Origin of the sequence: Pantoea sp. R13S299 (assembly GCF_048515925.1) — a bacterium.
GTDB lineage: Bacteria > Pseudomonadota > Gammaproteobacteria > Enterobacterales > Enterobacteriaceae > Pantoea.
Genome location: NZ_JBLYEF010000001.1, coordinates 1,291,072 through 1,315,214, shown reverse-complemented (window position 1 = coordinate 1,315,214; position 24,143 = coordinate 1,291,072). Strand labels below are relative to the sequence as shown.

19 protein-coding genes and 1 pseudogene are annotated in these 24,143 nt (G+C 57.0%); 9 read left to right on the top strand and 11 right to left on the bottom strand.

The features are described from left to right. Position 1 precedes the first annotated feature (1 nt). The 5 genes from pdeR to ACN1CO_RS06390 form a co-directional block, all read right to left on the bottom strand. On the bottom strand, positions 2–1,987 hold the full coding sequence (gene pdeR, locus ACN1CO_RS06410) for a cyclic di-GMP phosphodiesterase (RefSeq protein ID WP_419138308.1): 1,986 nt from the start codon (positions 1,985–1,987) through the stop codon (positions 2–4). Between the two features lie 159 nt (positions 1,988–2,146). Next, positions 2,147–2,437: a YbdD/YjiX family protein gene (locus tag ACN1CO_RS06405; RefSeq protein ID WP_419138307.1), complete on the bottom strand. Its 291-nt coding sequence runs from the start codon at positions 2,435–2,437 to the stop codon at positions 2,147–2,149. Next, positions 2,430–4,499, bottom strand: coding sequence for a carbon starvation CstA family protein (locus tag ACN1CO_RS06400; RefSeq protein ID WP_419138306.1), 2,070 nt, complete (start codon positions 4,497–4,499; stop codon positions 2,430–2,432). The genes ACN1CO_RS06405 and ACN1CO_RS06400 overlap by 8 nt, the downstream gene beginning before the upstream one ends. A 200-nt stretch (positions 4,500–4,699) precedes the next feature. Next, a complete protein-coding gene (locus ACN1CO_RS06395) occupies positions 4,700–6,634 on the bottom strand; it encodes an exoribonuclease II (protein ID WP_419138305.1) in 1,935 nt (644 codons plus the stop codon). A 112-nt stretch (positions 6,635–6,746) separates the two neighbouring features. Continuing rightward, positions 6,747–9,050 carry an FdhF/YdeP family oxidoreductase gene (locus tag ACN1CO_RS06390; RefSeq protein WP_419138304.1) on the bottom strand — a complete coding sequence of 768 codons (2,304 nt, stop codon included), beginning with the start codon at positions 9,048–9,050 and terminating at the stop codon, positions 6,747–6,749. A gap of 260 nt (positions 9,051–9,310) precedes the next feature. On the opposite strand from ACN1CO_RS06390, the gene ACN1CO_RS06385 reads away from it, so the two are divergent. The 4 genes from ACN1CO_RS06385 to ACN1CO_RS06370 all read left to right on the top strand — a co-directional run bounded on the left by ACN1CO_RS06385 (position 9,311) and on the right by ACN1CO_RS06370 (position 14,592). Further along, positions 9,311–10,897 carry a PTS transporter subunit EIIC gene (locus ACN1CO_RS06385; RefSeq protein WP_419138303.1) on the top strand — a complete coding sequence of 529 codons (1,587 nt, stop codon included), beginning with the start codon at positions 9,311–9,313 and terminating at the stop codon, positions 10,895–10,897. 178 nt (positions 10,898–11,075) lie between these two features. Beyond that, complete coding sequence (locus tag ACN1CO_RS06380) at positions 11,076–12,620, top strand: methyl-accepting chemotaxis protein (RefSeq protein ID WP_419138302.1); 1,545 nt, start codon at positions 11,076–11,078, stop codon at positions 12,618–12,620. A gap of 153 nt (positions 12,621–12,773) precedes the next feature. Continuing rightward, entirely contained in the window at positions 12,774–13,505 is a 732-nt protein-coding gene (locus ACN1CO_RS06375) for a YoaK family protein (protein WP_419138301.1), read from the top strand. A gap of 190 nt (positions 13,506–13,695) precedes the next feature. Further along, complete coding sequence (locus ACN1CO_RS06370) at positions 13,696–14,592, top strand: LysR family transcriptional regulator (protein WP_419138989.1); 897 nt, start codon at positions 13,696–13,698, stop codon at positions 14,590–14,592. Between the two features lie 5 nt (positions 14,593–14,597). Here the strand turns inward: ACN1CO_RS06370 and ACN1CO_RS06365 are convergent, their stop codons facing one another. The 5 genes from ACN1CO_RS06365 to sapC form a co-directional block, all read right to left on the bottom strand. Further along, a complete protein-coding gene (locus tag ACN1CO_RS06365) occupies positions 14,598–15,707 on the bottom strand; it encodes a CMD domain-containing protein (RefSeq protein ID WP_419138300.1) in 1,110 nt (369 codons plus the stop codon). 217 nt (positions 15,708–15,924) lie between these two features. Continuing rightward, positions 15,925–16,713 carry an enoyl-ACP reductase FabI gene (gene fabI / locus ACN1CO_RS06360; RefSeq protein WP_419138299.1) on the bottom strand — a complete coding sequence of 263 codons (789 nt, stop codon included), beginning with the start codon at positions 16,711–16,713 and terminating at the stop codon, positions 15,925–15,927. 141 nt (positions 16,714–16,854) lie between these two features. Next, positions 16,855–17,658 (bottom strand): putrescine export ABC transporter ATP-binding protein SapF, encoded by an 804-nt coding sequence (gene sapF, locus ACN1CO_RS06355; RefSeq protein WP_419138298.1) that lies wholly within the window; start codon positions 17,656–17,658, stop codon positions 16,855–16,857. A 1-nt stretch (position 17,659) separates the two neighbouring features. Further along, positions 17,660–18,655: a putrescine export ABC transporter ATP-binding protein SapD gene (sapD, locus tag ACN1CO_RS06350; RefSeq protein WP_419138297.1), complete on the bottom strand. Its 996-nt coding sequence runs from the start codon at positions 18,653–18,655 to the stop codon at positions 17,660–17,662. Then, positions 18,656–19,546, bottom strand: coding sequence for a putrescine export ABC transporter permease SapC (gene sapC / locus ACN1CO_RS06345; RefSeq protein ID WP_419138296.1), 891 nt, complete (start codon positions 19,544–19,546; stop codon positions 18,656–18,658). It abuts the gene before it with no gap. Between the two features lie 188 nt (positions 19,547–19,734). Here sapC and ACN1CO_RS06340 point away from each other — a divergent pair. After that, positions 19,735–19,836 (top strand): annotated as a pseudogene (locus ACN1CO_RS06340) (DUF4102 domain-containing protein); the annotation flags it as partial. A 5-nt stretch (positions 19,837–19,841) separates the two neighbouring features. Here ACN1CO_RS06340 and ACN1CO_RS06335 read toward each other — a convergent pair. Continuing rightward, positions 19,842–20,045, bottom strand: coding sequence for a hypothetical protein (locus ACN1CO_RS06335; RefSeq protein WP_313699353.1), 204 nt, complete (start codon positions 20,043–20,045; stop codon positions 19,842–19,844). A gap of 304 nt (positions 20,046–20,349) precedes the next feature. On the opposite strand from ACN1CO_RS06335, the gene ACN1CO_RS06330 reads away from it, so the two are divergent. The 4 genes from ACN1CO_RS06330 (at position 20,350) to ACN1CO_RS06315 (ending at position 24,139) form a co-directional block, all read left to right on the top strand. Then, a complete protein-coding gene (locus ACN1CO_RS06330) occupies positions 20,350–21,309 on the top strand; it encodes a LysR family transcriptional regulator (RefSeq protein WP_419138295.1) in 960 nt (319 codons plus the stop codon). 333 nt (positions 21,310–21,642) lie between these two features. After that, on the top strand, positions 21,643–23,097 hold the full coding sequence (locus ACN1CO_RS06325; RefSeq protein ID WP_419138294.1) for an NAD(P)-binding domain-containing protein: 1,455 nt from the start codon (positions 21,643–21,645) through the stop codon (positions 23,095–23,097). Then, positions 23,094–23,576: a CMD domain-containing protein gene (locus ACN1CO_RS06320; protein ID WP_419138293.1), complete on the top strand. Its 483-nt coding sequence runs from the start codon at positions 23,094–23,096 to the stop codon at positions 23,574–23,576. Before ACN1CO_RS06325 ends, ACN1CO_RS06320 begins: the two co-directional genes overlap by 4 nt. Beyond that, on the top strand, positions 23,573–24,139 hold the full coding sequence (locus ACN1CO_RS06315) for a peroxidase-related enzyme (RefSeq protein ID WP_419138292.1): 567 nt from the start codon (positions 23,573–23,575) through the stop codon (positions 24,137–24,139). Before ACN1CO_RS06320 ends, ACN1CO_RS06315 begins: the two co-directional genes overlap by 4 nt. The last annotated feature ends 4 nt before the right edge of the window (positions 24,140–24,143 follow it).

Sequence of the window (24,143 nt, the reverse complement as noted above, 5' to 3'; positions counted from 1 at the left end):
GTTAAACGCGGGCAGGATGCTTAGCCAGCCAATGCCCAAATTGTTCCGCGGGCATTGGTTTTGCGTAATAGTAACCCTGACGCCCATCGACACCACTTTTGAGGACAAACTTCTCTTCATCCGACGTCTCAATACCTTCCGCAATCACCTGCAAATCGAGCGCCTTGGCGACGGCGACGATAGCACGCACCAGCGATTGTGAAACCGGCTGCTTGTTAATATCGCGGATAAAGCTCTGGTCGAGCTTGATGGCATTGATCGGCACACGTGCCAGCTGAGAGAGCGAGGAGTAACCGGTGCCAAAGTCATCCAGATGAACCTGTGCGCCCAGCTCCTGGAACTGCTTCATCAAGCGCAGGGCTTCGGCTTCATTCTCAATCAGGCAGCTTTCAGTCAGCTCAATATCAATAGGGCAATCGGTGACATTCGCCTCATGCAGCGCCTGTTTCAGATCGGTATAGATGCTTTGATCGATCAGCTGACGCGCCGATACGTTAACGGCGACGCGCAGGAAAATACCCTGCTGGCGCCAGAGGATAATCTGCTTGAGCACATTGAGCATCACCCAGCGTCCCAGCGGCACAATCAGCCCCGACTCTTCGGCATAGGGAATGAAATCCGCAGGCGAGACCAGGCCGCGCTCAGGCGAATTCCAGCGCACCAGCGCTTCGGCGCTGCGAACCTGTCCATCGCTGTCAATTTTCGGCTGATAATGAACCAGCAGATGATCCAACTCCAGCGCCTTGCGCAGGTTGGTATCCAGCCACAGATACTCAAAGACCCGCTGGTTCATCTCCGCCGCAAAGACGCAGAACTTGCCGCGACCGTTCTCTTTCGCGTGATACATCGCGGTATCCGCGTTGCGAATCAGGCTCTCACGATCTTCGCCGTGCAGCGGCGCGAAGGCGATACCGATAGAACAGCCGCTGTAAACTTCGATCAGTCCGATTCGGAAAGGCTGACGCAGACGCTCAAGAATGCGGGAGGACATCGCTTCCAGTGCCGCCTGGCTGGTGTGCTCAGCCAGCACCACAAACTCATCACCACCCAGGCGACCCAGCGTCTGGTCTTTGCCCAGACAGCTGAGAATCGCCAGCGAGACGGCCTGCAGTAACTGATCGCCGAACATATGACCGTAGGCGTCATTCACTTTTTTAAAATTATCGAGATCGAGATAGACCACGCCGGTCTCATCGCCCTCAGCCCGCTCCAGCGCCAGGCTAATCTGTTGATGAATGGCGTTGCGATTAGGCAAACCAGTCACCGTATCGGTGTTTGCCAGCACCCGAAGGCGTTCCTGGGCCCGGCGCTCCTCTGTTATATCTGTGCCAGAACAGATGAGGAAAATTTCATTTTTGCCACTGCCGCTGTGAACAAACTTATTACGAAACAAGAACAGTCGCTGGCCCTTTTTGGTTTTAACCCAGCGCTCAACCTCATACGAGTTGCCGTCACGGAAGAAGCCCGCAATGTTGCGTCGCGACTGTGAGGCTTCCTGTTTAGTCATAAACAGCTGAAAGACGTTGCGGCCAATAACTTCATGCTCATTCAGACCGGTATATTCTTCACTCAGGCGGTTAAATCGCTGAATATTGCCGCGCTGATCGAGGATCACGATCACGGAGTTGGCTTCAGAAACCACCTGTTCGGCGAATGAAAGACCCAGGGTTAAGTCGCGGGCGACCGCAGACGTATCCCCCCAGGCAGAGGCGGTTCCGGCCCATGAGGCCTGGTTCACTTTGCGCCCGACAAAATGCATTGGCACATCAATGCCCTGCAGAGTCATGGTCAGATTGATACTTGAGGTGATGACCGGCATCGCGCGGATCATTGCGGCCTGACCGGGTGTTAACGGCAGGGCGATATTGGTTTGTGACGACTCATCTTCGGCAAAATGCAACGCATCGCTGTCCGCCGTCAGACGCCAATGAGGGCTGGTTGTACCAAACAGAGTGTACAACAACGTTTGCCCGTGTTCATCGGTCATGGAAACTTCCTCCGGGAAGTGCTCTGCAGGCGTTATCTCATTATTTTAGCAACAGTATTCATCATCTGATGCAAGCACAAGATGCAAACCGAATATATTTTCCCATCCAGATAAGAATGGCACAAAAAAGCCCCGACAGAGCGGGGCTGTTGAGTTAATTCAGCAGGGACATTTGCCCAGTTTACCTGCCTGGCTGGGGAAGCGGGCATCCAGACAGTAACGGTGGAAATCCCGCTCATTCATCGGCGGCTGGTCGGGATGATGCAGACGCATATGCTGCAGATATTTTTGATAATCCTGTACCCCGACCATTAAGCGAAAGCATTGCTGCAGGCCGCGCCAGAATCCGCGCCAGCTGAATGTCTGTGGCTGCGCCGGGGCGGCCGGGTGACAGCGGATAATCTGCCACTTTCCCTGTGGAAGGTGGGCCTGAAAGATAGCATCAGACATGGCGCACCTCCTTGTTGCGCAGTGCCACCGGCGTCTCGCTGGTGGTCGGCACCGTACTGTTTAGCGCACGCCGAATCACAAAGAACGCCGAGATCAGCATCGTTACCGCCACCAGCATAAAGAAGGCGCACAGCGCGGCGTTAATCTGATTACTGAACACGATGGTCTGCATATCCGCCACGCTTTTGGCCGGCGCAATGATCACGCCCTCATCCAGCCCTTTGCGGAACTTATTGGCCTGTGCCAGGAAGCCGATAGAGGGTTTCTCATGGAAGATTTTCTGCCAGCCCGCGGTCATCGAGGTGATAAACAGCCAGACGGTCGGCAAAATAGTCACCCAGGCGTAACGCTGCTTTTTCATTTTGAACAGCACCACGGTACCGAGAATCAGTGCCATCGATGCCAGCATCTGGTTACCGATACCAAACAGTGGCCACAGGGTGTTAATGCCGCCCAGCGGATCGACCACACCCTGATAGACAAAGAAGCCCCAGCCTGCGACAGCGACGGTTGTGCCTGCCATATTGCCGAGCCAGGAGCGGTTGTTCGCCATAGATGGCACCACGGTACCGACCAGATCCTGCACCATAAAACGGCAGGCGCGGGTGCCGGCATCCACGGCGGTCAGGATAAACAGCGCTTCAAACAGGATGGCGAAGTGATACCAGAACGCCATCATCGCCCGGCTGTTAAAGATCTCGGTAATGATATGAGCCATGCCCACGGCGAAGGTCGGCGCGCCACCTGCACGGGAGAGAATCGAGCCTTCACCCACGTCGCGGGCGATGCCGCTCAGCATTTCTGGTGTAACGACAAAGCCCCAGCCGTTGATCACCTGAGAGGCGCTTTCAACCGTGGTGCCAATCAGCGCGGCCGGTGAGTTCATAGCAAAGTAGACGCCGGGATCCAGCACCGAAGCACAAATCAGCGCCATGATCGCCACAAAGGACTCCATCAGCATCGCGCCATAACCAATAAAGCGGATATGACTTTCCCGCTCAATCAGTTTTGGCGTGGTGCCGCTGGAGACCAGCGCATGGAAGCCGGAGATTGCGCCGCAGGCAATGGTAATAAACAGGAACGGGAACATGGCGCCAGAGAATACCGGGCCGGTGCCGTCGATAAATTTGGTGACAGCCGGCATTTTCATCTCCGGCATGGCGAAGACGATGCCCACCGCCAGACCGACAATCACGCCGATTTTCAGGAAGGTCGAAAGATAGTCGCGCGGAGCCAGCAGCAGCCAGACCGGCAGCACCGAGGCAATAAACCCGTAGATCACCAGCACCCAGGTCAGCGAGGTGCCTTTCAGGGTAAAGAAGGGACCCCAGTAAGGATGCTGGGCTACGTCGCCGCCATAGATAATCGCCGCCATCATCAGCACAAAGCCAATCAGGGAGACTTCGGCGATTTTACCGGGGCGGATAAAGCGCATGTAGACGCCCATAAACAGCGCAATCGGGATGGTGGCCGCGATGGTAAACAGGCCCCACGGGCTGTTTGCCAGCGCCTTCACGACGACCAGCGCCAGCGCTGACAGAATAATAATCATGACGCCCAGCGCGCCGAGCATCGTCACTACACCGGCAAACGAACCCAGCTCCTGCCGCGCCATCTCGCCCAGCGAACGGCCGTCACGGCGGGTGGAGATAAACAGGATCAGGAAGTCCTGTACCGCGCCCGCCAGCATCACCCCGACAAGGATCCAGATGGTGCCCGGCAGAAAGCCCATCTGCGCCGCCAGAATCGGACCGACCAGCGGACCGGCACCCGCGATAGCCGCGAAGTGGTGGCCAAACAGCACCCATTTATTGGTCGGGACATAATCCAGCCCGTCGCTCAGTCGCTCGGCAGGCGTCATCCGGCGGTCGTCCAGTTCGAAAATATTGCGGGCGATAAACAGGCTGTAGAAGCGATAAGCAATGCTGTAACAGGCGACAGCGGCTATCACCAGCCAGACTGCGTTGACGTGTTCGCCGCGGCTGAGGGCCAGCATGGCGAAAGCGCCCGCGCCGATTAACGCCACCACTAACCAGATGACACTGGTTTTGACGTTTTTCATGACTAACTCCTTGTGAGGACCGAGAGGAAAGCGATCGAAAACAACGAGTTAAACTTAATGTAATGGAATGTAAGTGAAAGTTAATCAGTGGAGAAGTGTGAAGCGGGGTACAAATTTAACTTTTTTGCAACGTGGGCGGGGCGGGAACAGGCGGGATAACCAGGTTATCCCGCCAGATTGACGGCCTAGAAAAGCGGGGTTCAGACGGCGGGACGAGCCACGACGCTGCGGGTTTCCATGCGGACTTCGGCGATGGTGACATCAATCACGTCGGTAACACGGTAAACCACTTCACCTTTGATCTGTACGCTGCCATTTTCCTGGCTTAAGACCATCTCATCACGCACCGCGTGAATAAACGGTGCCGGGATAAAGGCGACTGCGCCAAACTCGACCAGGCGAACGCGCATGCCGCCGCGCGACACATCAATAATCTCGGCACTGAAGCGACGGTCGGTAGCCGCGAACGGTGCCAGATAACGGGCGTAGAGCCAGTCACCCACATCACGTTCCGCCATGCGATTCAGGCGGCGACGTTCACTCATCGTCACCGTCAGCGCATCATCCGGACGCGAGATCTGCTCACCGCGAATAATCGCTTTCAGCAGACGATGGTTAATCATGTCGCCGAACTTACGAATCGGTGAAGTCCAGGTGGCGTAAGCCTCAAGGCCCAGGCCGAAGTGCGGACCTGGCTCGGTGCTGATCTCAGCGAAGGTCTGGAAACGACGGATCCGGCTGTCGAGGAACTGGGTCGGCAGGGCGTCCAGCTCACGACGTAGCACGCGGAAACCTTCCAGCGTGGTGATCGCCTGCGCATCCACGGTGATACCGTGATTGGCCAGCACGGCAGCAGCCTGTTCAGCATTGGTGGCATCGAAACCGGCATGGACGTTATAGATACCAAAGCCGAGGCGGTCACGCAGCACTTTCGCCGCACAGATGTTTGCCAGAATCATCGACTCTTCGACGATGCGGTTGGCGATGCGGCGAGGTTCCGCCACGATCTCCAGCACTTCGCCTTTTTCACCCAGCAGGAAGCGGTAATCCGGGCGGTCTTTAAACACCAGCGCGTGGGTCTGACGCCACTCGCTGCGCGCCAGACAGAGGCGGTGCAGCAGGCGAATCTGTTCAGCAATCGCCTCACTCTCCGGCTGCCAGTTGCCGCTGTTTTCCAGCCAGTCAGAGACGTCGTCATAAGCCAGTTTGGCTTTGGACTCGATCCACGCGGCAAAGAATTCGACGTCATCACCCAGGGTGCCATCGGCTGCCACGGTCACGCGGCAGGCCAGCGCCGGACGGCGCACATTCGGACGCAGCGAGCAGACATCATCAGAGAGTTCGCGCGGCAGCATCGGGATGTTGAAGCCCGGCAGGTAGTTGGTGAACGCACGCTGTGCCGCCAGCTTATCGAGCTGACTCCCTTCCGCCACATAGGCGGTCGGATCGGCAATTGCGATGGTCAGACGCAGACTGCCATCGTCCTGCGCTTCCACATAGAGCGCATCATCCATATCCTGGGTGCTGGCGCTGTCGATGGTAACGAAATCCAGCGCGGTCAGATCTTCACGCGTCAGATTTTCATCCATCATCTCACCAAAGCTGACGTCAGGCGCTTCACGCTCAAGGTTATGACGCGAAAGCGTCACCCACCACGGCGCCAGATGGTCATCAGCTTTAACAATAAAATCGGTAAGTTCGGCATAAAAGCCGCGATCGCCTTTTAACGGATGGCGTCGCATTTCTGCCACTGCCCAGTCGCCATTCTCAAACTCATGGCTGACATCGCGTGCAGGGCGACACTGGATCGCATCCTTCAGCAAGGGATGATCCGGCACAATCGACAGGCGATCGTCTTTCTTCTGAACCCGGCCAACAAAGCGGGTCAGGAACGGCTCAACCAGGGTTTCCGGCTCAGCGCTTTCGCGATCTTTATCGCTGTGGATCACGGCGGTAATACGGTCGCCATGCATCACTTTTTTCATCTGCGGAGGCGGAATGAAGTAACTTTTCTGCGCATCGACTTCAAGAAAGCCGAAGCCTTTCTCGGTGCCTTTGACGACGCCTTCAGCACGAGGCGTTTGCGAATGGAGCTTTTGTTTTAGCTGCGCGAGCAGCGGGTTATCCTGGAACATAATTTTTACGTTTCGTGGCCTGATTGCGGCTGACAGTTTTACGCGAATCGACGCCGCGCGGCAAGGCAAAAAGCCGGACGAACCGGCTTTTCAGGGAGTGGTGAAGGGGCTATCAGGCGATGCGCTGATCGGCCAGTGCTGACGACAGTTCCAGCTTAACCGGCACCGATTTAGAGGTCGGCGTTCCGCTGTCATCACCGAAGCTGTTCAGCGGCACCAGCGGGTTGGTTTCCGGGTAATAGGCCGCGAGGTTACCGCGCGGAATATTATAGGGAACCAGCTTGAAGCCGCTGACGCGACGGGTAATGCCATCATTCCACAGCGTCTCGATATCGACATTCTGGCCTTCGGTGAAGCCCAGGTCTGCCATATCGTCCGGGTTGATGAACACCACTTCACGCTGACCAAATACGCCACGGTAACGGTCATCAAGGCCGTAAATAGTGGTGTTGTACTGGTCGTGAGAACGCAGCGTCTGCAGAGTAAATGGCACGTCCTGATCCAGATTGGGGAACAGCGAGGTCGGCAGCGCCGAGGCGTTGAACTCCGCTTTCTGGCTTGGCGTATTGAAGCGCAACTCGGCCGCCGCGTTACCCAGATAGAAACCGCCCGGGATATCGCATTTGGCGTTGAAGTCGGCAAAGCCCGGAATCGTCGCAGCGATATGCTCACGGATCAGGTTGTAATCACCAGCCAGCTCGCGCCATTTCACTTTCTCATCACCCAGCACCGCCTGCGCGATACCGGCAACAATCCAGGTCTCAGAACGCTGGGTTTCCGCCAGCGGAATACCAATCCCTTCAGAGGCGTGCACCATGCTGAAGGAGTCTTCCACGGTAATAAACTGATTGCCGGTCGCCTGCAGATCGCGTTCTGTGCGGCCCAGCGTCGGCAGAATCAGCCCTTCGTGACCCGGCACCAGATGGCTGCGGTTCAGTTTGGTGCTGATATGCACGGTCAGACCACAGCGTGACATCGCCTCTTCGGTGCGTGGTGAATCCGGTGCAGCCGCGGCCAGGTTGCCACCCAGCGCGATCAGCACTTTCACTTCATCACGCAGCATCGCGTTCAGCGCTTCAACGGTGTTGTGGCCCGCTGCACGCGGTGGCTCGAAACTGAAATGATGACCCAGCGAATCCAGGAAGGCTTTAGCGGGTTTCTCATCGATGCCCATCGTGCGGTTGCCCTGCACATTACTGTGACCGCGAACCGGGCAGAGGCCTGCGCCTTTTTTGCCCAGCTGACCAAACAGCAGCTGCAGGTTGGTGATTTCGCGAACCGTGTCCACCGAGTGTTTGTGCTGGGTGATGCCCATCGCCCAGGTACAGATCACCCGGTCAGCGCTCTGGTAGATCGCCGCGGCTTCACGGATCTGCGCCTGAGTCAGGCCCGACTGCGCCACAATCTGCATCCAGCTGGTGTTATCCACCGCATCGAGATAGGCCTCAATGCCGTTGGTTTTAGCATTGATAAAGGTCTGGTCAAACAGGCCGCTTTCACCGGCTTCGAGACGTGCGCGATGGGTTTCCAGCAGGGATTTCACCATGCCGCGCACCGCCGCCATATCACCGCCCAGGTTCGGCTGATAATAGGAGGAGCTGATGTTGCCCGCTTTCGAGGTCACCACTTCCAGCGGTTTCTGCGGATCGGCAAAACGTTCCAGACCGCGCTCGCGCAGGGTATTGAAGGTAACGATCTTCGCACCGTGATCGGCAGCATGACGCAGGCTGTGCAGCATGCGCGGATGGTTGGTGCCGGGATTCTGACCGAAGACGAAAATGGCATCGGCGTGGTCGAAATCATCCAGACGAATGGTGCCTTTACCGACGCCAATGCTGCGTTTCAGACCGGTGCCGCTGGCTTCGTGGCACATGTTGGAGCAGTCAGGGAAGTTATTGGTGCCCATCAGGCGACCAAACAGCTGATAGAGCCAGGAGGCTTCATTGCTGGCGCGACCGGAGGTGTAAAGCTCCATCTGATTCGGATGATCCATCGCTTTGATGTGCTGTGCGATCAGCGCAAAGGCATCATCCCAGCTGATCGGCTCGTAATGGTCGGTTTCCGCGTTGTAGCGCAGCGGATGAGTCAGACGTCCCTGATACTCCAGGAAGTAATCACTCTGGGTATAGAGCGTGGTGACGCTGTGTTTAGCGAAAAAGTCGGTGTCGACCATGCGACGTGTCGCTTCCCACGTCACCGCTTTGGCCCCGTTTTCACAGAAGCTGAAGGTACTTTTATTGTCATCACCCCAGGCGCAGCCTGGACAGTCAAAACCGCGTGCTTTGTTCATGCGCATCAGGTTGCGCATATTTTTCAGGGCCGCTTTGCTGTCAAGAACGAAACGCGTGGTGGCTTCCAGTGAACCCCAGCCGCCCGCAGCCGCGCGATAGGGTTTGATTTGGCGTTTAAATTTCATATTGAGTGCAGGCTTTTATAGTAGGAATTATTGTTTGGTGTTTGTTATCAGGTTATATCCTGATGGTGAAAGGAAGTCTGCAGATATCCTCATACCTTGTCTAATTGATTGACATAATGGTGCGATAGCTGGCGTTTATCGTGCATCGGCCAGAAATGTGATGGTGGTCAGATTTTACCCGCCTTTAACGGGCTGATAACGGGAGTTCTCCTCACAACAGGCTAATACTTGCTGTTCACTATCAGAGAGGGCGCGACTCCATGAAACAGCTGACCAGCCAGATCCATGCGTTTGGCAAAGCGTTGATGATGCCAATCTCGGTCATCGCGGCCGCCGGTATTTTTCTCGGGCTGGCGGCGGCGATGCAGAACCCGGCGGTGACCGGCGATGCCTTTGCGCAGATGCAGGTACCGCAGTTAATCATCGGTTTTATTCGCAAGGTCGCAGGGGCGCTGTTCGCAAACCTGCCGGTCTTCTTTGCGGTGGCGAGTGCCATCGGACTGGCGAAAGCGGAAAAGCCTACCGCCGCGTTTGCTGCGGTGATTGGCTACATCGTGATGAACGTCGGCATTAGCGCCACCCTGGCGGCTAAAGGTATTACGGCGGCCACCACCACACCGGCAGCCCTGCAGCAGGCGGGGATGGATCAGACGACCGCCATGATGACCTCGGCGGAATACATCAACATGCTCGGCGTCTTCACCTACAACATGAGCGTGCTGGGCGGGGTGATCGCCGGGTTGATCACGGTGGTGCTGCATAATCGTTTCTATACCCAGCAGTTGCCAACGGCGATCAGCTTTTTTGGCGGGCGGCGTTTTGTGCCGATCGTCACCGTGGTCTGCCTGCCGCTGGTTGGGGTGCTGCTGGCGCTGATCTGGCCGACCATTGGTGACGGTATCGCCTGGATAGGTCAGATGATTGGCAAAAGCGGACAGTATGGCGCGTTTCTGCTGGGGGCCTTTGAGCGCATTTTAATCCCCACCGGCCTGCATCATATCCTCAACGAAACCGTGCGCTTCACGCCGATTGGCGGCATGGCGGTGGTCGATGGTCAGACGGTTGTGGGTGCGCTGAACATCTTCAACGCCTCGCTGACTCATCCCGGATCGATCCCTGATGAGACGCTGCGCACCGCCACGCAGTTCCTGGCACAGGGCAAGATTCCAGTGATGATGTTTGGCCTGCCCGCAGCGGCGCTGGCGATCTATCACACCGCGCGGCCAGAACATAAACAGCGGGTCAAAGCGCTGGTGATGGCGGGGGCGCTGACCTCCTTCACCACCGGCATTACGGAACCGCTGGAGTTCTGCTTTATCTTTGTCTCACCGGTGCTCTACCTGCTGCACGCTTTTCTGACCGGCCTGTCGTTTATGCTGATGTCGATGCTGCATCTGATGATCGGCAACGTGCAGGGCGGCGTTATCGACCTGGTGGTGTTCGGCATGCTGGGCGGCGCGAAAACCCACTGGTGGTGGACGCTGGCGCTGGGCGTGATCTATGCGCCGATCTACTACTATGCGTTCCGGCTGGTGATTACCCGGATGAATGTCGAAACCCCGGGCCGGGAGTCGGAGGATGAGAAACCGCAACAGGTCGCTGCGGATGAGCGGACGCAGGTGATTATCAGTGGACTGGGCGGGCAGGCCAATATCGAGGATGTCGATTGCTGCTTTACCCGGCTGCGGGTGCGGGTCAAAGAGATGAATCAGGTGGTCGATCAGACACTGATGAGCACCGGGGCCAACGGCATTAATCGCGTCAGCGAGTATGACATTCAGGTGATCTACGGCCCGCAGGTCGAGAAGATCGCTAACGAAGTGAAAATGGCGCTGGGCGTCGCGTAACGGCGGCCCGCTTCAGGTTACATCACAGGCTAACCGCCCGCAGGGGGTCAGCCCCGCTTGTTGCGCAGATTGTGACCGCTGCCGTCCCGCTTATTGTAACTAAAAAAAGCCTGACCCTAATGGGTCGCCTCTTTCTGCCGATATAGCGACTAATCCATCTAATTTTCGGAACGTTGCAATGTCGTTAAAAAAATCCTCCCTGATTATCTTCTCCTTCCTGCTGGCGTTGTTTCTTACCAGTGTGGCGATCAGTACCTGGCTGCTGGTTCAGAGCAATCACTCCCTGAATTCGGTTAATAAAGAGATCCGCGTGGTGCTCTCGGTGATTGACCCGATTAACCACAGCCGCACGCTTCGCGTTCGTCTGATGGAGTACATGAAGGAGATTGAGGGCAGCGACGCCAGTAATTCCGCCACGCTGGACAGCGTGCGGACCGTAGCCGGCAAAGCCGATGCCGCATTCCAGGCCTACATGAACGCGCCGCGTCTGCCAGGTGAAGAGGCCGAAGCAGACGCGTACAGCAAGGCTTATCTGGCCTATCGCCAGCAGGGTCTGCAGCCGCTGATTGATGCGGCAGAGGCACACGATCAGGTGCGCTTTAAAAGTCAGATCCCTAATGTGGTTCGACTCGATCGTCAGTATGAAATCATTCTGGACCGGGTACTGGCACAGCATGAAACCTATGCTAAAAAGCTGAACAGCGACGCACAGAGTCACTTCACATCCGGCATCACGCTACTGGGGCTGTTTGGTGTGCTGTTTTTCGCCATCATCGTCGCCATTTACATCTTCATGAAGCGCTATGTGCTTTCGCCAATCAATGAAGCGCAGGAACACTGTAAGCTGATTGCGGCGGGCGTGCTGGATGCCACCGTGCCGGTTAAACCGGGTTCACGCAGTGAAATTCAGCTGCTGATGGGCTCGCTGGAGCAGATGCGCAGCGCGCTGACCGCCATTATTCTTCAGGTGCGTGATTCAACCCGCTCAGTCTCAACCGCCTCGCAGGAGATTGCGGCAGGTAACATCGATCTCGCCTCGCGTACCGAACAGCAGGCTGCCGCGCTGACCGAAACGGCGGCCAGCATGGAGCAGCTGGGCGCAACGGTGAAACAGAACACCGAAAACGTCTTTGAAGCCTGCCGTCTGACCAGTGAAGCGGTGAAAAACGCGGAAAGCGGCGAAAAAGTTTCGCAGGAAGTGGTGACTTCAATGGCGCTGATTAACGCCAGCTCGAAGAAGATTGAGGAGATCACCACCGTGATCGACAGCATCGCCTTCCAGACCAATATTCTGGCGCTGAACGCGGCAGTCGAAGCTGCCCGTGCGGGTGAGCAGGGACGTGGCTTTGCTGTCGTGGCCGGGGAAGTGCGTAATCTGGCCCAGCGCAGCGCCACGGCAGCCAAAGAGATTGAGGGGCTGATTGCAGAATCGGTCTCCATCATTCACGCCGGTTCCGATCAGGTCAGCCGGACTGGTGACGCGATGAGCGCGATTATCTCTTCGGTCAGCCGCGTGAATCAGCTGATGGAGCATATCTCTACCGCGTCTGATGAACAGAGTCGCGGCATCGGTCAGATCGAGCAGGCGGTTACTGAGATGGACAGCGTTACCCAGCAGAACTCGGCGCTGGTGCAGGAGTCTGCGGCGGCGTCTGCTTCGCTGGAAGAGCAGGTGCAGTATCTGACGCAGTCGATCTCCACCTTCCGTCTGGCAAGCAGTTAATCAGGCCACTCCGCGCTGTGTGTATGCAGCGCGGAGTCCTGAATGCCACAATGCTGAGCAACGTCCGGCATAGACGGGAGAGTTTGATTCAGCATCTTGCGACTTAAGTTTAATCGGCGGATCATAACGTTTTCCGTTGAACACAGGGTTGTCATGCTAATCAGCACAGAAAGCGCCCGCAGTAACGGCGCCGATACCCGACTGGCCTGCACGCTGGCAGCTGCCGCAGGCGCGCTGAATACCGCTGCCTTTGAGATTGTCGGTTTCTTTTCAGCCAACATGACAGGAAATGTCTCGCTTTTGTCCGATCATCTGGCAAAAGCGAATCTGGGGCCTGGCCTGTTTTTTCTGTCGATCATCCTGCTGTTTATTGCCGGTTCCCTGTTTTCAACGCTGATCATCAATGCCGGGCACTGCAGAAACATCCGCACCATCTATGCGTTTGTCATCCTGATTGAGGGCACCGCGCTGATTGCGCTGGGCGTGATTGAGAATCACTTTCCGCCGCTGTCGCCTGGCGTGGTGTTGATCATGAGCCTGAGCTTTTTGATGGGATTGCAGAATGCGGTCGTCACGCGGATCTCTAATGCCCGCGTTCGCACCACCCATATCTCCGGCACGGCGACCGATATCGGCATTGAGCTGGCGATGCTGTTTGAGGTGCAGCGACGTAAAGCGTCACCGAAAGATGCGCCTCTTTATCTGGGCCGGTTGCGGCTGCACTGCCTGACGCTGCTGGCTTTTCTGGCGGGTGGGGTGGCCGGAATCGGGCTTTACAGACTGCTCAGTTACGATTTTCTGCTGCCCGTCGGGTTCGGGTTAATCTGCCTGGCGCTGAATGCTATTTTCACTAAGCCAGTGAAACCCGGGAACGCGATGGTTTAATGGTGCATTATCCACAGCTGTTAAAATCAGGGCGGTATTTAGCCCTGATTTCAACGTTCCGCGGGGCAAATGAACCGTGCGGTTAAACCATCCGGTCCTGCGCAGAGTAACATTCAGCCTTATACTCTGGTTGATCCTGCCGGTAAGACAGTGACGCGAACAGCCTTCAACCTGCTGATGGATAATTAACATCGATATCAAACAACTTATTTACTTGTGTAACCTGGAGCGGGAACGCCATTTCGGTCGGGCCGCAGAAGCCAGTTTTGTTACACAGCCAACCCTCTCGATGCGTCTGAAAAATCTGGAGCGCGAGCTGGGCCTGCCGCTGATTAACCGCAGCAATAATTTTGCCGGATTCACGCCCGAGGGCGATCGCGTGCTGGCATGGGCGCGGGAGATCGTGTCGGTTTATCAGGGGCTGAAGCTGGAAGTCGAATCGCTGAAGCATGGGGTGAACGGCACGCTGCGGGTTGGCGTAGTGCCGCAGTGCAGCATGGCACTGCCGCTGCTGCTGAAAGCGGTGCAGGCGCGTTATCCTCAGCTCGACTATCGCATTGCGGTGCTGAGTGCTGACCAGCTGCTGGAGGCGCTTAACAGCCATACCGTAGATGTCGGGATCGGCTTTTTTGAGATGGCGACTCTGCGGGAACTCCATTTTCAGACCGAGATGCTGGCAGACCGGGGCGTTGAAGCCGTTTTCCATCCTGACCATTTCCCGGCGCTGGTGGGCGAAACCCCGCTGATGCTGGATGAACTGGCACAACAGCCGCTTTGCCTGGCGGAGCCGACTCGCTATTTCCGCCGCTACCTCGATATGGCTTTTCGTGAAGCGGCGCTGGTGCCCCGGGTGATTGTGGAGAGCGCCTCGATTATGCAGCTGATGCAGTGCGCGCAGGTCGGTCTGGGTCTGCTGGTGTCACCGGTCGGTCATCTGCTGCCCGCGTCACTTCAGGGGCTGCAGCAGCGCGCAATTATGCTGCCGCCGATGGCGCGCGAGGCCGCGCTGGTGATAGCCGAACCGGGTCGTGCCACACCGCTGGCACAGCACTTTTTCGACGAAGCGCGCGCTCTGCTGCCGGTATAGCGCAGTTACTGCGCTTCGCCCAGCGCATAAAACAGGCGGCTATTCCAGTTGCCTATCGCCACGCTCTGAATCAGCGCGAACAGCGCCTCAGGCTCCCAGCCCGCCTCCATCAGCGGTTGCAGGTGAGCCGCGCTAAATCGCTCGGGCGAGCGGGTCAACTGCGCCGCCAGCGCAATTATCTGTTGCTCCTCACCTTTAGAAACCTCATCGACCCCCTCAATTAAAACGTCATTTCCGGCCAGCAGCCGGAACGCCCAGCGACTGCCCAGAATACGGGCAGCGGTCGCCTCGGCCAGCGTGTTCTCGTGAGAGAGATGCTGACGCAGTTGCGCCCAGCCATAGAGCGCGGCGGGGTCGTGGGCCAGCAGCCATACCGCTTCCTGCATGCCTGGCAAAGACTGACAACGGGTAACGGCAGCGAGCTGCTCTGCACTGGCATAACGCAACTCCAGCGGTTTCAGCACCGGCTGCCAGTGGGCAGGCTGGTCAAAACCGGTAGCGTCGGCGTCGGGTGGTGCGGTACTGCCTGGCAGCCAGCGAACCGGCTGGGCCTGCAGCGCCTGCAATCCGGCGACCACCCGAGCCTGGTAACTGACAAAGCCAATCACCTGATTAAGCGTCACTATATCGGGTTCGGTCAGGCCGACCGTATCCAGGGCGGTGATCGCACTGGCGTTGATCAGCTCAGGCTGCATCGCCAGCTGACGCGCATACTGCGTAATCTGGGTCAGGCGATTATTACTTTCGCGCGAAGAGTCAGGTCCGGGCAGCGGATTCAGGCGGGCAGAGTAGTGATTACATAAGCGCTGCACACCCGCGACCTGCGCCACGGTCAGCGCGGTGCTGAGGCGATCGTAGAGTGTCAATGTGTGCGTCAGTGACGTCACCACGCGATCCGGGAACAGTAATTGTGCCAGATCGCGCGCTGCCAGCAGGGCCGGCTGATTCGTGCGCAGCAGGGCCTGCACCACGGCGTTATCGGCGTAGCATTCCAGCAGGAAACGGTCATCAATAAGGGCGGCCTCGGGCACCAGCGGTGCGGCCTGAGAGGTACGTGGACTGGTCTGGCTCTCGTAAAACCAGTGGTTATGGCCCGGATAGCGGCGTTGTTCCATGATCAATCCTTTTGCAAATTCGGGTTCGGCATGCAGGCGGCAAATTCTGAAAATGTGCATAAACCGAAGGGCAGGCTTATCGTCGCTGATGGGCAGTCCGGGGCAAAAGAATGATCGGTGATAATTAATAGCGTTACGGTATAACGGGAGCGAAATCAGGCAGGAAGAGCGAGGCGGGAGCAAAGAAAAGGGCGAGCCAGGCTCGCCCTTACAGAACTTATTTCAGTTCCAGTTCGTTCATTGCGGCGATGCTGAAACCGCCATCAACGTGTACCACTTCACCGGTGATGCCGCCAGCCAGGTCAGAGCACAGGAATGCTGCTGAGTTGCCGACATCTTCGATGGTAACGGTACGGCGAATTGGGGTAACCGCTTCGCAATGTTGCAGCATTTTACGGAAATCTTTGATGCCTGATGCCGCCAGGGTGCGGATCGGACCTGCAGAAACGGCGTTAACACGCACGCCTTCCGGGCCCATGGCGTTAGCCATGTAACGCACGTTAGCTTCCAGCGACGCTTTCGCCAGACCCATTACGTTGTAGTTCGGGATTGCGCGCTCAGCACCCAGGTAAGAGAGGGTCAGCAGCGCAGAATGTGGATTCAGCATCTCGCGGCACTCTTTGGCCATCGCGACGAAGCTGTAAGCACTGATGTCATGCGCGATTTTGAAGCCTTCGCGGGTAACGGCGTTCACGTAGTCGCCAACCAGCTGATCGCCTGGGGCGAAACCGATAGAGTGAACGAAACCGTCAAATTTCGGCCAGGTTTTTGCCAGTTCAGTGAACAGCGATTTGATGCTCTCATCTTCGGCTACGTCACATGGCAGCACGATGTCTGAACCCAAATCTTTGGCAAACTCTTCCACACGACCTTTTAATTTGTCGTTCTGGTAGGTGAAAGCCAGTTCTGCGCCCTGTTTGTGCATCGCCTGTGCAATACCGTAGGCGATGGAAAGTTTACTGGCAACGCCAGTAATCAGAATGCGCTTACCGGAAAGAAAACCCATAGCTGTAATCCTTATGGTCATTGTAGTTGGCGGCCGCATGATTAATAAGTAAGCGACCGACGTTAATCGACGTGCGGATTCTAGCACGTCTCTCATAAATCAGGTAAATCGGCCCGCAATTTCCGCGATATGCAGCAAAAATCAGCGCTCACGCCGCCAGGCTTCGGCACTCAGTGCTTCGCCAAAATGGCTGCTGATCAGCCGTCGGGTCAGATCGTGCAGCGGGGAGGCCAGCACATCAGCCGTGCCGCCGCGCTCGACCACTTCGCCCTGATGCATCACCAGCACTTTATCGCTGATGTGCTTCATCATGCCCAGATGCTGGGTGACATAAATGTAGGCGATTCCATGCTTCTCCTGCAGCTCCAGCATCAGGTTCACCAGCTGGGAGCGCATCGTCATATCCAGCGAGGCTAATGCTTCATCGGCCACAATCACTTTGGGCTGCAGGATCAATGCGCGCGCCAGGCCCAGACGCTGCTTCTGACCGGGTGCCAGCATGTGCGGATAATAGCCGGCGTGATCGCGCAGTAAGCCTACCTGACGCAGGGTGGCGATAATACGTTTCTCGCGCGCTTCCGCATCAAGCTCTGTATTGAGCCGCAGCGGAAACTCCAGGATCTGACTGATACGCTGACGCGGATTCAGTGAGGTGGAAGGGTCCTGAAAAATCATGCGGATGCGCTGACTGCGATAGCCATAATCGCCGAAGGTCAGCGGATGATCGTCTATCAGAATCTCACCTTCGGTAGGCGCAACCATGCCGCTGAGCATCTTCGCCAGCGTGGACTTGCCGGAGCCATTTTCGCCGATAATCGCCAGCGTCTGTTTCTCACGCAGGGTGAAGCTCACCGATTTCACTGCTTCAACATGCTGACGGCGGAACAGTCCCGTGCGATAGCGGAAGGTTTTACTCAGATTGCGCACTTCCAGCAGGGTCTCCATGCTACTGGCCCTCCATATTCAGCGGGAAATGACAGGCGAAGAGATGCGTTTTACTGCCGGTGAGGCGAGGCGTTTCAATACATTTGCGCTGCGCATAGGGACAGCGTGGCCCCAGACGGCAGCCAATCGGCAGGCTTTCCAGCGACGGAATCGCGCCTGACAGGGTATTGAGACGGCTTTTGTGCGGCAGAGCGCGACCAAAGTCGGGCATCGCCCGAATCAGCGCCTGCGTATAAGGATGATGCGGCGTACTCATTAAATCTTCGCTCTGGGCGGTTTCCACCGTCTGACCGCAGTACATCACGTTGATACGGTCCGCCCACTGGCTCATGGTGCGCAGGTCGTGACTGATCAGCAGAATCGTGGTGTTGTTGTTCTGATTCAGACGGCTCAGCAGACGGAAAATCTGCGCCTGCGTAGTCGGTTCCATGGCGTTGGTCGGCTCATCGGCGATCAGCAGACGCGGCTGGTTAGCCAGCGCTATGGCGATCATCACTTTCTGGCATTCGCCTTCGGTCAGCTCATAGGGGAAGCTGCGCATGATGTCTTTGTGATCTTTGATGCCGACGCGATGCAGCAGCTCGATGGCGCGGGTTTTGCGCCAGAACCAGAAGCGTTTCAGCCACGGACCTTTATACGTCCAGCGCGGGATCACCTGCATCAGCTGACGACCGATGCTCTCAGAGGGATCCAGACAGGATTGCGGTTCCTGGAAAATCATCGAGACGTTATGCCCGATAATGCGGCGGCGCTCACGCGTCGACAGGCGCAGCAGGTCTACATCATCAAATACCATGCGATCGGCGGTCACGCGCCAGTTATCATTGGTTACGCCGCAGATCGCCTTAGCGACCAGACTTTTACCGGAGCCGGACTCGCCGACCAGGCCGCGGATTTCGCCTTCACCCAGCGTCAGATTGATGCGATCGACCGCCTTGACCGGCCCGTCAGCGGTCATAAATTCAATGGTCAGATTACGGATATCGAGTAACGGCATTTATTCCACTCCCGCTTCGACGGCACGACGGATGCCGTCACCGAGCAGGTTAACAATTAATACGCTGATCATCAGTGCCACACCGGGCAGCATAACGGTCCAGGGTGCGACGTAAATCAGTTCCAGCGAATCGCCCAGCATCGCTCCCCATTCCGGCGAAGGCAGCTGCGCGCCCAGGTCGAGGAAGCCGAGTGCGGCAATATCCAGAATCGCCATCGACAGCGCGCGGGTAATTTCGGTAATCAGCAGCGGCAGAATATTCGGCAGGATAGCGTAACGCAGAATATTGCGGCCACGCGCGCCATCAAGGCGTGCCGCCACCACATACTCTTTTTCCAGCTCGTCATGCACGGCGCTGTAGATTTCGCGCACCAGGCGAGGCATCAGCGCCAGCCAGACCGCCAGCAGCGCATGTTCCAGTCGCGGACCCAGAAACGCGACCACGATAATCGCCAGTAACAGCGACGGAATAGAGAGCAGGGTATCCAGCACGTGGTTCATCACCGCCGAACGAATGCCGTGCGTCATGCCCGCCAGTACGCCGAGCACCAGCGCGCCCAGTGTAGCGAACAGCGTCACCAGGATCGCTGAACCTACCGTCGGGCCTGCACCACTCAGCAGGCGGCTCAGGACATCGCGACCCAGATCGTCGGTGCCGAGAAAAAACGATACATCGCCGTAGCGCGACCAGGAGGGCGGCAGCAGCTGATACCCCAGAAACTGCTGATCGATACCGTAGGGCGCGATCAGACCGCCAAAAAGGCAGAGCAGCAGCAGCGCACCAAAGCCATACAGGCCGACCATCGAGATCGGATTGCCATAGAAATGGTGCCAGCTCTGACGAAACGCGCTGGGCAGGCGTTTTTCGGCGTAGATATTATCAGAGGGCATACGTGTTCACTTTACTCTGCTTAACGTTGGGCAACATTGCTCTATAAAAATCATTCATATCAGGTGTTTGCCCCGCGCGTATGCTTGATATTGCTTTGTCATCGATGACTCTGAATTGCTTTGATTTAAAGGTTTTTTGCACAATTTTCCCGGCGTTGTCGCCGGGAGGGTAAGCCTGTTCAGCCTGTTACGGGGATTATCCGTCGATATCCCTGTCGCAGGCAAGGGAAGGGCGTCAGCAATTTCGGCGCGGGATGACAGCGGGTTACCACTCGCGTCGGCAGATCATCGCGAACTACGCTGGCCGGACCCTGGCTTTCGTCGGGTGTCCATCGGGGCCATCGTCATGGGTGTGGTCCGGATCCGGCTCAATGATCACGATATAATCTTTACCTGTTCCGTCGCGGGTTAACGTCACTAAATCTCCGGCGACAGGTTTGGTGTCAAACTCATGTTCCTCTTCAACGCCAGTATCTTCAAAAATCACAGCGTATTTCATTTTCTGTCCTCTTGGTGATGAGCCGCGTCGTGACCTCAATGTCATTTGCTGATGCTGACTCATAGAATTTTAGCCGGGCCTGAAAAATACCCGAAGCACAGCGGATTACTCCATCCTGACATTAAGTGTAGTTACTGGCGGGTTTCAGGTGGGCCTGAGCCAGCATCACACTCTCCTTTGCAAAGGAAGTATTGATGCGTGGACGGCTTTCTCGTTGTGGCTAATTCGCCAGACTCTCTCTATGATAAATTTTTCCCCGAATGTTTATCGGGCACGATCAATAACTTAGGGAATTACCCTCGCGATGACCTTGTTAAATGACCTCGATCTGCGTCAGCTGGAAGCCTTCTCGGCGGTAATTTCTGCGGGCAGCGTCACGGCGGCAGCCAAAGCGCTGAACCGTTCGCAACCCGCCGTTACCCGTCTGATTCAGGAGTTGGAACAGTCGCTGGGTTACCCGCTGTTTATTCGCAATGGTCCGCGCATTCATCCGTCAGAAGAGGCGTTACAGCTGCATCAGTATGTGCAAAAAGCGCTGCTGTCATTGCAGCAGATCCGCTTACGTGCCCAGGAGATTGCGCATCAGCAGCATCGTCCACTCAGTATTGCTGCAACGCCCGCGCTGGCGGCCGGATTGCTGCCGCAGGCACTGGCCGCGCTGAACCTGCAAAACAAAGTGCAGATCATCAGTGAATCCGCCGTACAGACGGCACATGCGGTGATCACCGCCGAGGCTGATATCGGTTTATGCAGCCTGCCGCTGGAGCATCATGCGGTCGAACTGCACTGGATTGGGCAGTCGCAGTGCGTGATTGCGCTGCCGGAAGACGATGAGCTGACGGCGAACAGTGAGCTGTCGCTGAGCCAGCTGGCAGGTCGCCGTTTAATTGCCCCCTGGAGCCCGCAGCGCTTACGCGGGCGCTATGAAAAAGCGCTGAAGAAGGTTAAAGCGCCGCTGCTGGAAACCATCGAGACCAACTCGTCGGCGAATATTCTGGGCTGCGTTCGGGCGGGATTAGGCGTGGCGATCCTCGAACCGGTTACGGGCTGGGGCATGCCGCTCGCCGGTGTGGCGATACGTCCGATTCAGGAAGACATTCCCTATTTCTTTGGCGTGATCACCCCACAAGGCCGCCAGATTTCTGGCGCGGCGCAGGCGCTGGTCGAAGCACTGGCGGATGCCGCCGCGCAACTGTTGCCGGGGTTTGAACGTCTGACCGCCAGCGAACATCCACGCATTATGCGAATCATCAACCAGGATTGATGTCGGTTTACATGCCAGGGTCACGCTGCAGGGTGACCCTGCTATTTCGCGATAAGGGCCAGACGGCTACACCGCTATAAAAACACGTTTATTATCAATGCTTATAACAATTCCTGCATAACATATAAGAAATCCATTGGTCAGATCCTGAGCGCAATTCTTGACTCCGATTTAGGGCGAGAGGATTATGCGAAAACTTAGCTCTTACTATGCGTTTTGGTGATTGTTAGCTATCTATTATGTTTTTTACAGATAATGGAAAAGCAGAGGCATCAGCGCGTTTTAACCGTTTTCGCTCGCCTTCAGGCGATCGCTGACACCAGGAAACTCTCTATGACGTATGCCGCCAAAGGGCTTGCCGCGCTGGAAGCACAGCTACAGCAGGATCTGGAATTTCTGGAACTGCCCGCCAGACCCTGGGTACCGGAACGCACTTATCAGCGTGCACCGGTACGCGATGTGGTGGTGATCGGTGCGGGTATGTGCGGTCTGGCAGCGCTCGCGAAATTACAGTTCACCGGCATCACCAATGTGGTGGCCTATGACGCCGCACCCGCCGGACTGGAAGGGCCGTGGATCACCTTTGCGCGCATGGAAACCCTGCGCTCGCCGAAAACGCTGCACGGCCCGGCTCTGGGTCTCGCACAGCTGACCTTCCGTGCGTGGTTTACGGCGCAGCATGGCAACGAAGCCTGGCAGGCGCTGGACAAGATCCCTAAAGCGCAGTGGATGGATTACCTGGTCTGGTATCGCAGGGTGCTGAATCTGCCGGTGCAGAACAACGTGCGCGTCAGCAATATCGCGCAGGCCGGGGATGTTATTGCGCTCGATGTGGACGGTGCCGAAACCGGCCGTGTCTATACACGCCGTCTGGTGCTTGCCACCGGGCGTTCAGGACTGGGCGGTTTTGCCGTACCGGATTTCCTGCAGGGCATTGACCGCCGGTTCTGGGCGCACTCCGCCGATGACATCGATTTTGCGGCGTTACAGGGCAAACGCGTTGCCGTGATTGGTGCAGGCGCATCGTCGATGGATAACGCGGCCACCGCACTGGAGCAGGGCGCGAGCGCAGTGGATCTGCTGATTCGTCGTAAAGAGATGCCGCGGATAAACAAGATGACCGGCATTGGCAGCCAGGGCGTGGTGCACGGCATGCATCAGTTGCCGGACGCGTGGAAGTGGAAGTTTGTCGATTACACCGCCGCGACACAAACCCCGCCGCCGCGTTCTTCAACTCTGCGCGTATCCCGTCATGACAATGCGCGTTTCTTCCTCGACTGCGGCATTAACGCCGTTAAGCAGGAAGCTGATGGTTTGCTGATTGAAACCACCCAGGGCGCACTGCGCTACGACTTCCTGATTGCCGCCACTGGCTTCACCAACGATTTCCACGGCCGCCCGGAGTTTGCTGCTATCGCGCCGCATATCCGCAGCTGGTCCGACGGCCGCTATCAGCCAGAGATGGGTCAGGCGCGTCACAGCCTGCTGGAAGCGCCGGATCTCGGTCCTTCATTTGAGTTCCGCGAACTGACGCCTGGTGCCTGCCCGATGTTGGCTCATATCCACTGCTTTAACGATGCCGCGATGCTGACGCACGGCAAAGTCTCCGGCGATATCCCGGCAGTGAGCGCGGGCGCCGATCGTCTGGTGCGCGGCATTGCTGCCTCACTGTTTGCCGATGACGTGGAGCAGCATTTTGCGAACTTACAGGCTTATGACACCCCTGAATTGCAGGGCGATGAATGGGTGGATTCAACTCCGCTACTAAAACAGGAGAATGCGTTGTGAGCGACGTAATTGATCAGGCAGCCGGATTAACCCCCGATGAGGCGTTGTATCAGACGCGCCGCCTGCGTCCCGAATTTGTTGAAGGCGCAGAAGCGTGTCGTGTGTCAGTGCTGACGCCGGAAGACGACCAGGGCTTGTCTGCGGATCTGCGCCTGGCGCTGGCACAGCGTATGGCGGTTCTGAACGGCGATGCGCCGCTGCAACGTGATTATCAGGCACAACTGGCGGCGTTCAACCCCTCTGAAGCGCTGCTGGCGCTTGCGGCTGGCAGCAATGTGAGTGAAGAGCCGCTGGCAACGATTGCACGCCATGCCGACAGGGTGACACTGCAACCGATTGAGGCAACCGAACAGCACATTCGCCTGCTGGAGCAGGCCGGTTTAAGCAATCCGCAAATTGTAGCACTCTCTGAACTGATCGCCTTTGTTAACTTCCAGACGCGCGTCGCGGCTGGCTTACGTCTGATGAGGTCCGCATGATTCCGTCGGTTAATCTCAAGCCGCTGCACTGGCATCCCTATATCGTACCAGTGGATGTTGAACAGGCGACACCGGCGCAGCTCGATGCGATGAAAGTGACACCGTCCAACAAGAAAATTTCGGAGTACGTGCGCACGCTGGTCCATGACCCAGAGAGCTATACCGCACGTACCGGATTGTTCAACGCCATTATGTATGTTGAAGGAGGCCTGGACCGTGCGGATCGTGAGCTGGGTGCGCTCGGGGCTTCAATCGTTAACGGTTGCCGCTACTGTGCGGTGGTGCATGCGCGCCGTCATGCGCAGCTGGCCGACAGTGACGCCGTGGTCAGCGCCATCTATTTTGACCGGGCGGATGTGCTGGGTGAACGCGACGCGGCGATCTATCACTTTGCGCGTCGTTTATCGGTCACGCCATCTGAAGCCACGCCGGACGATGTCGCTGCTCTGCGCGCCGTCGGCATGAACGATCAGGAGATTCTCGACCTGATCCACGCTATCGCCATCTTTGGCTGGGCCAACCGTCTGATGCATGTGCTCGGCCATGCTGACCTGAACAAATAAGGGC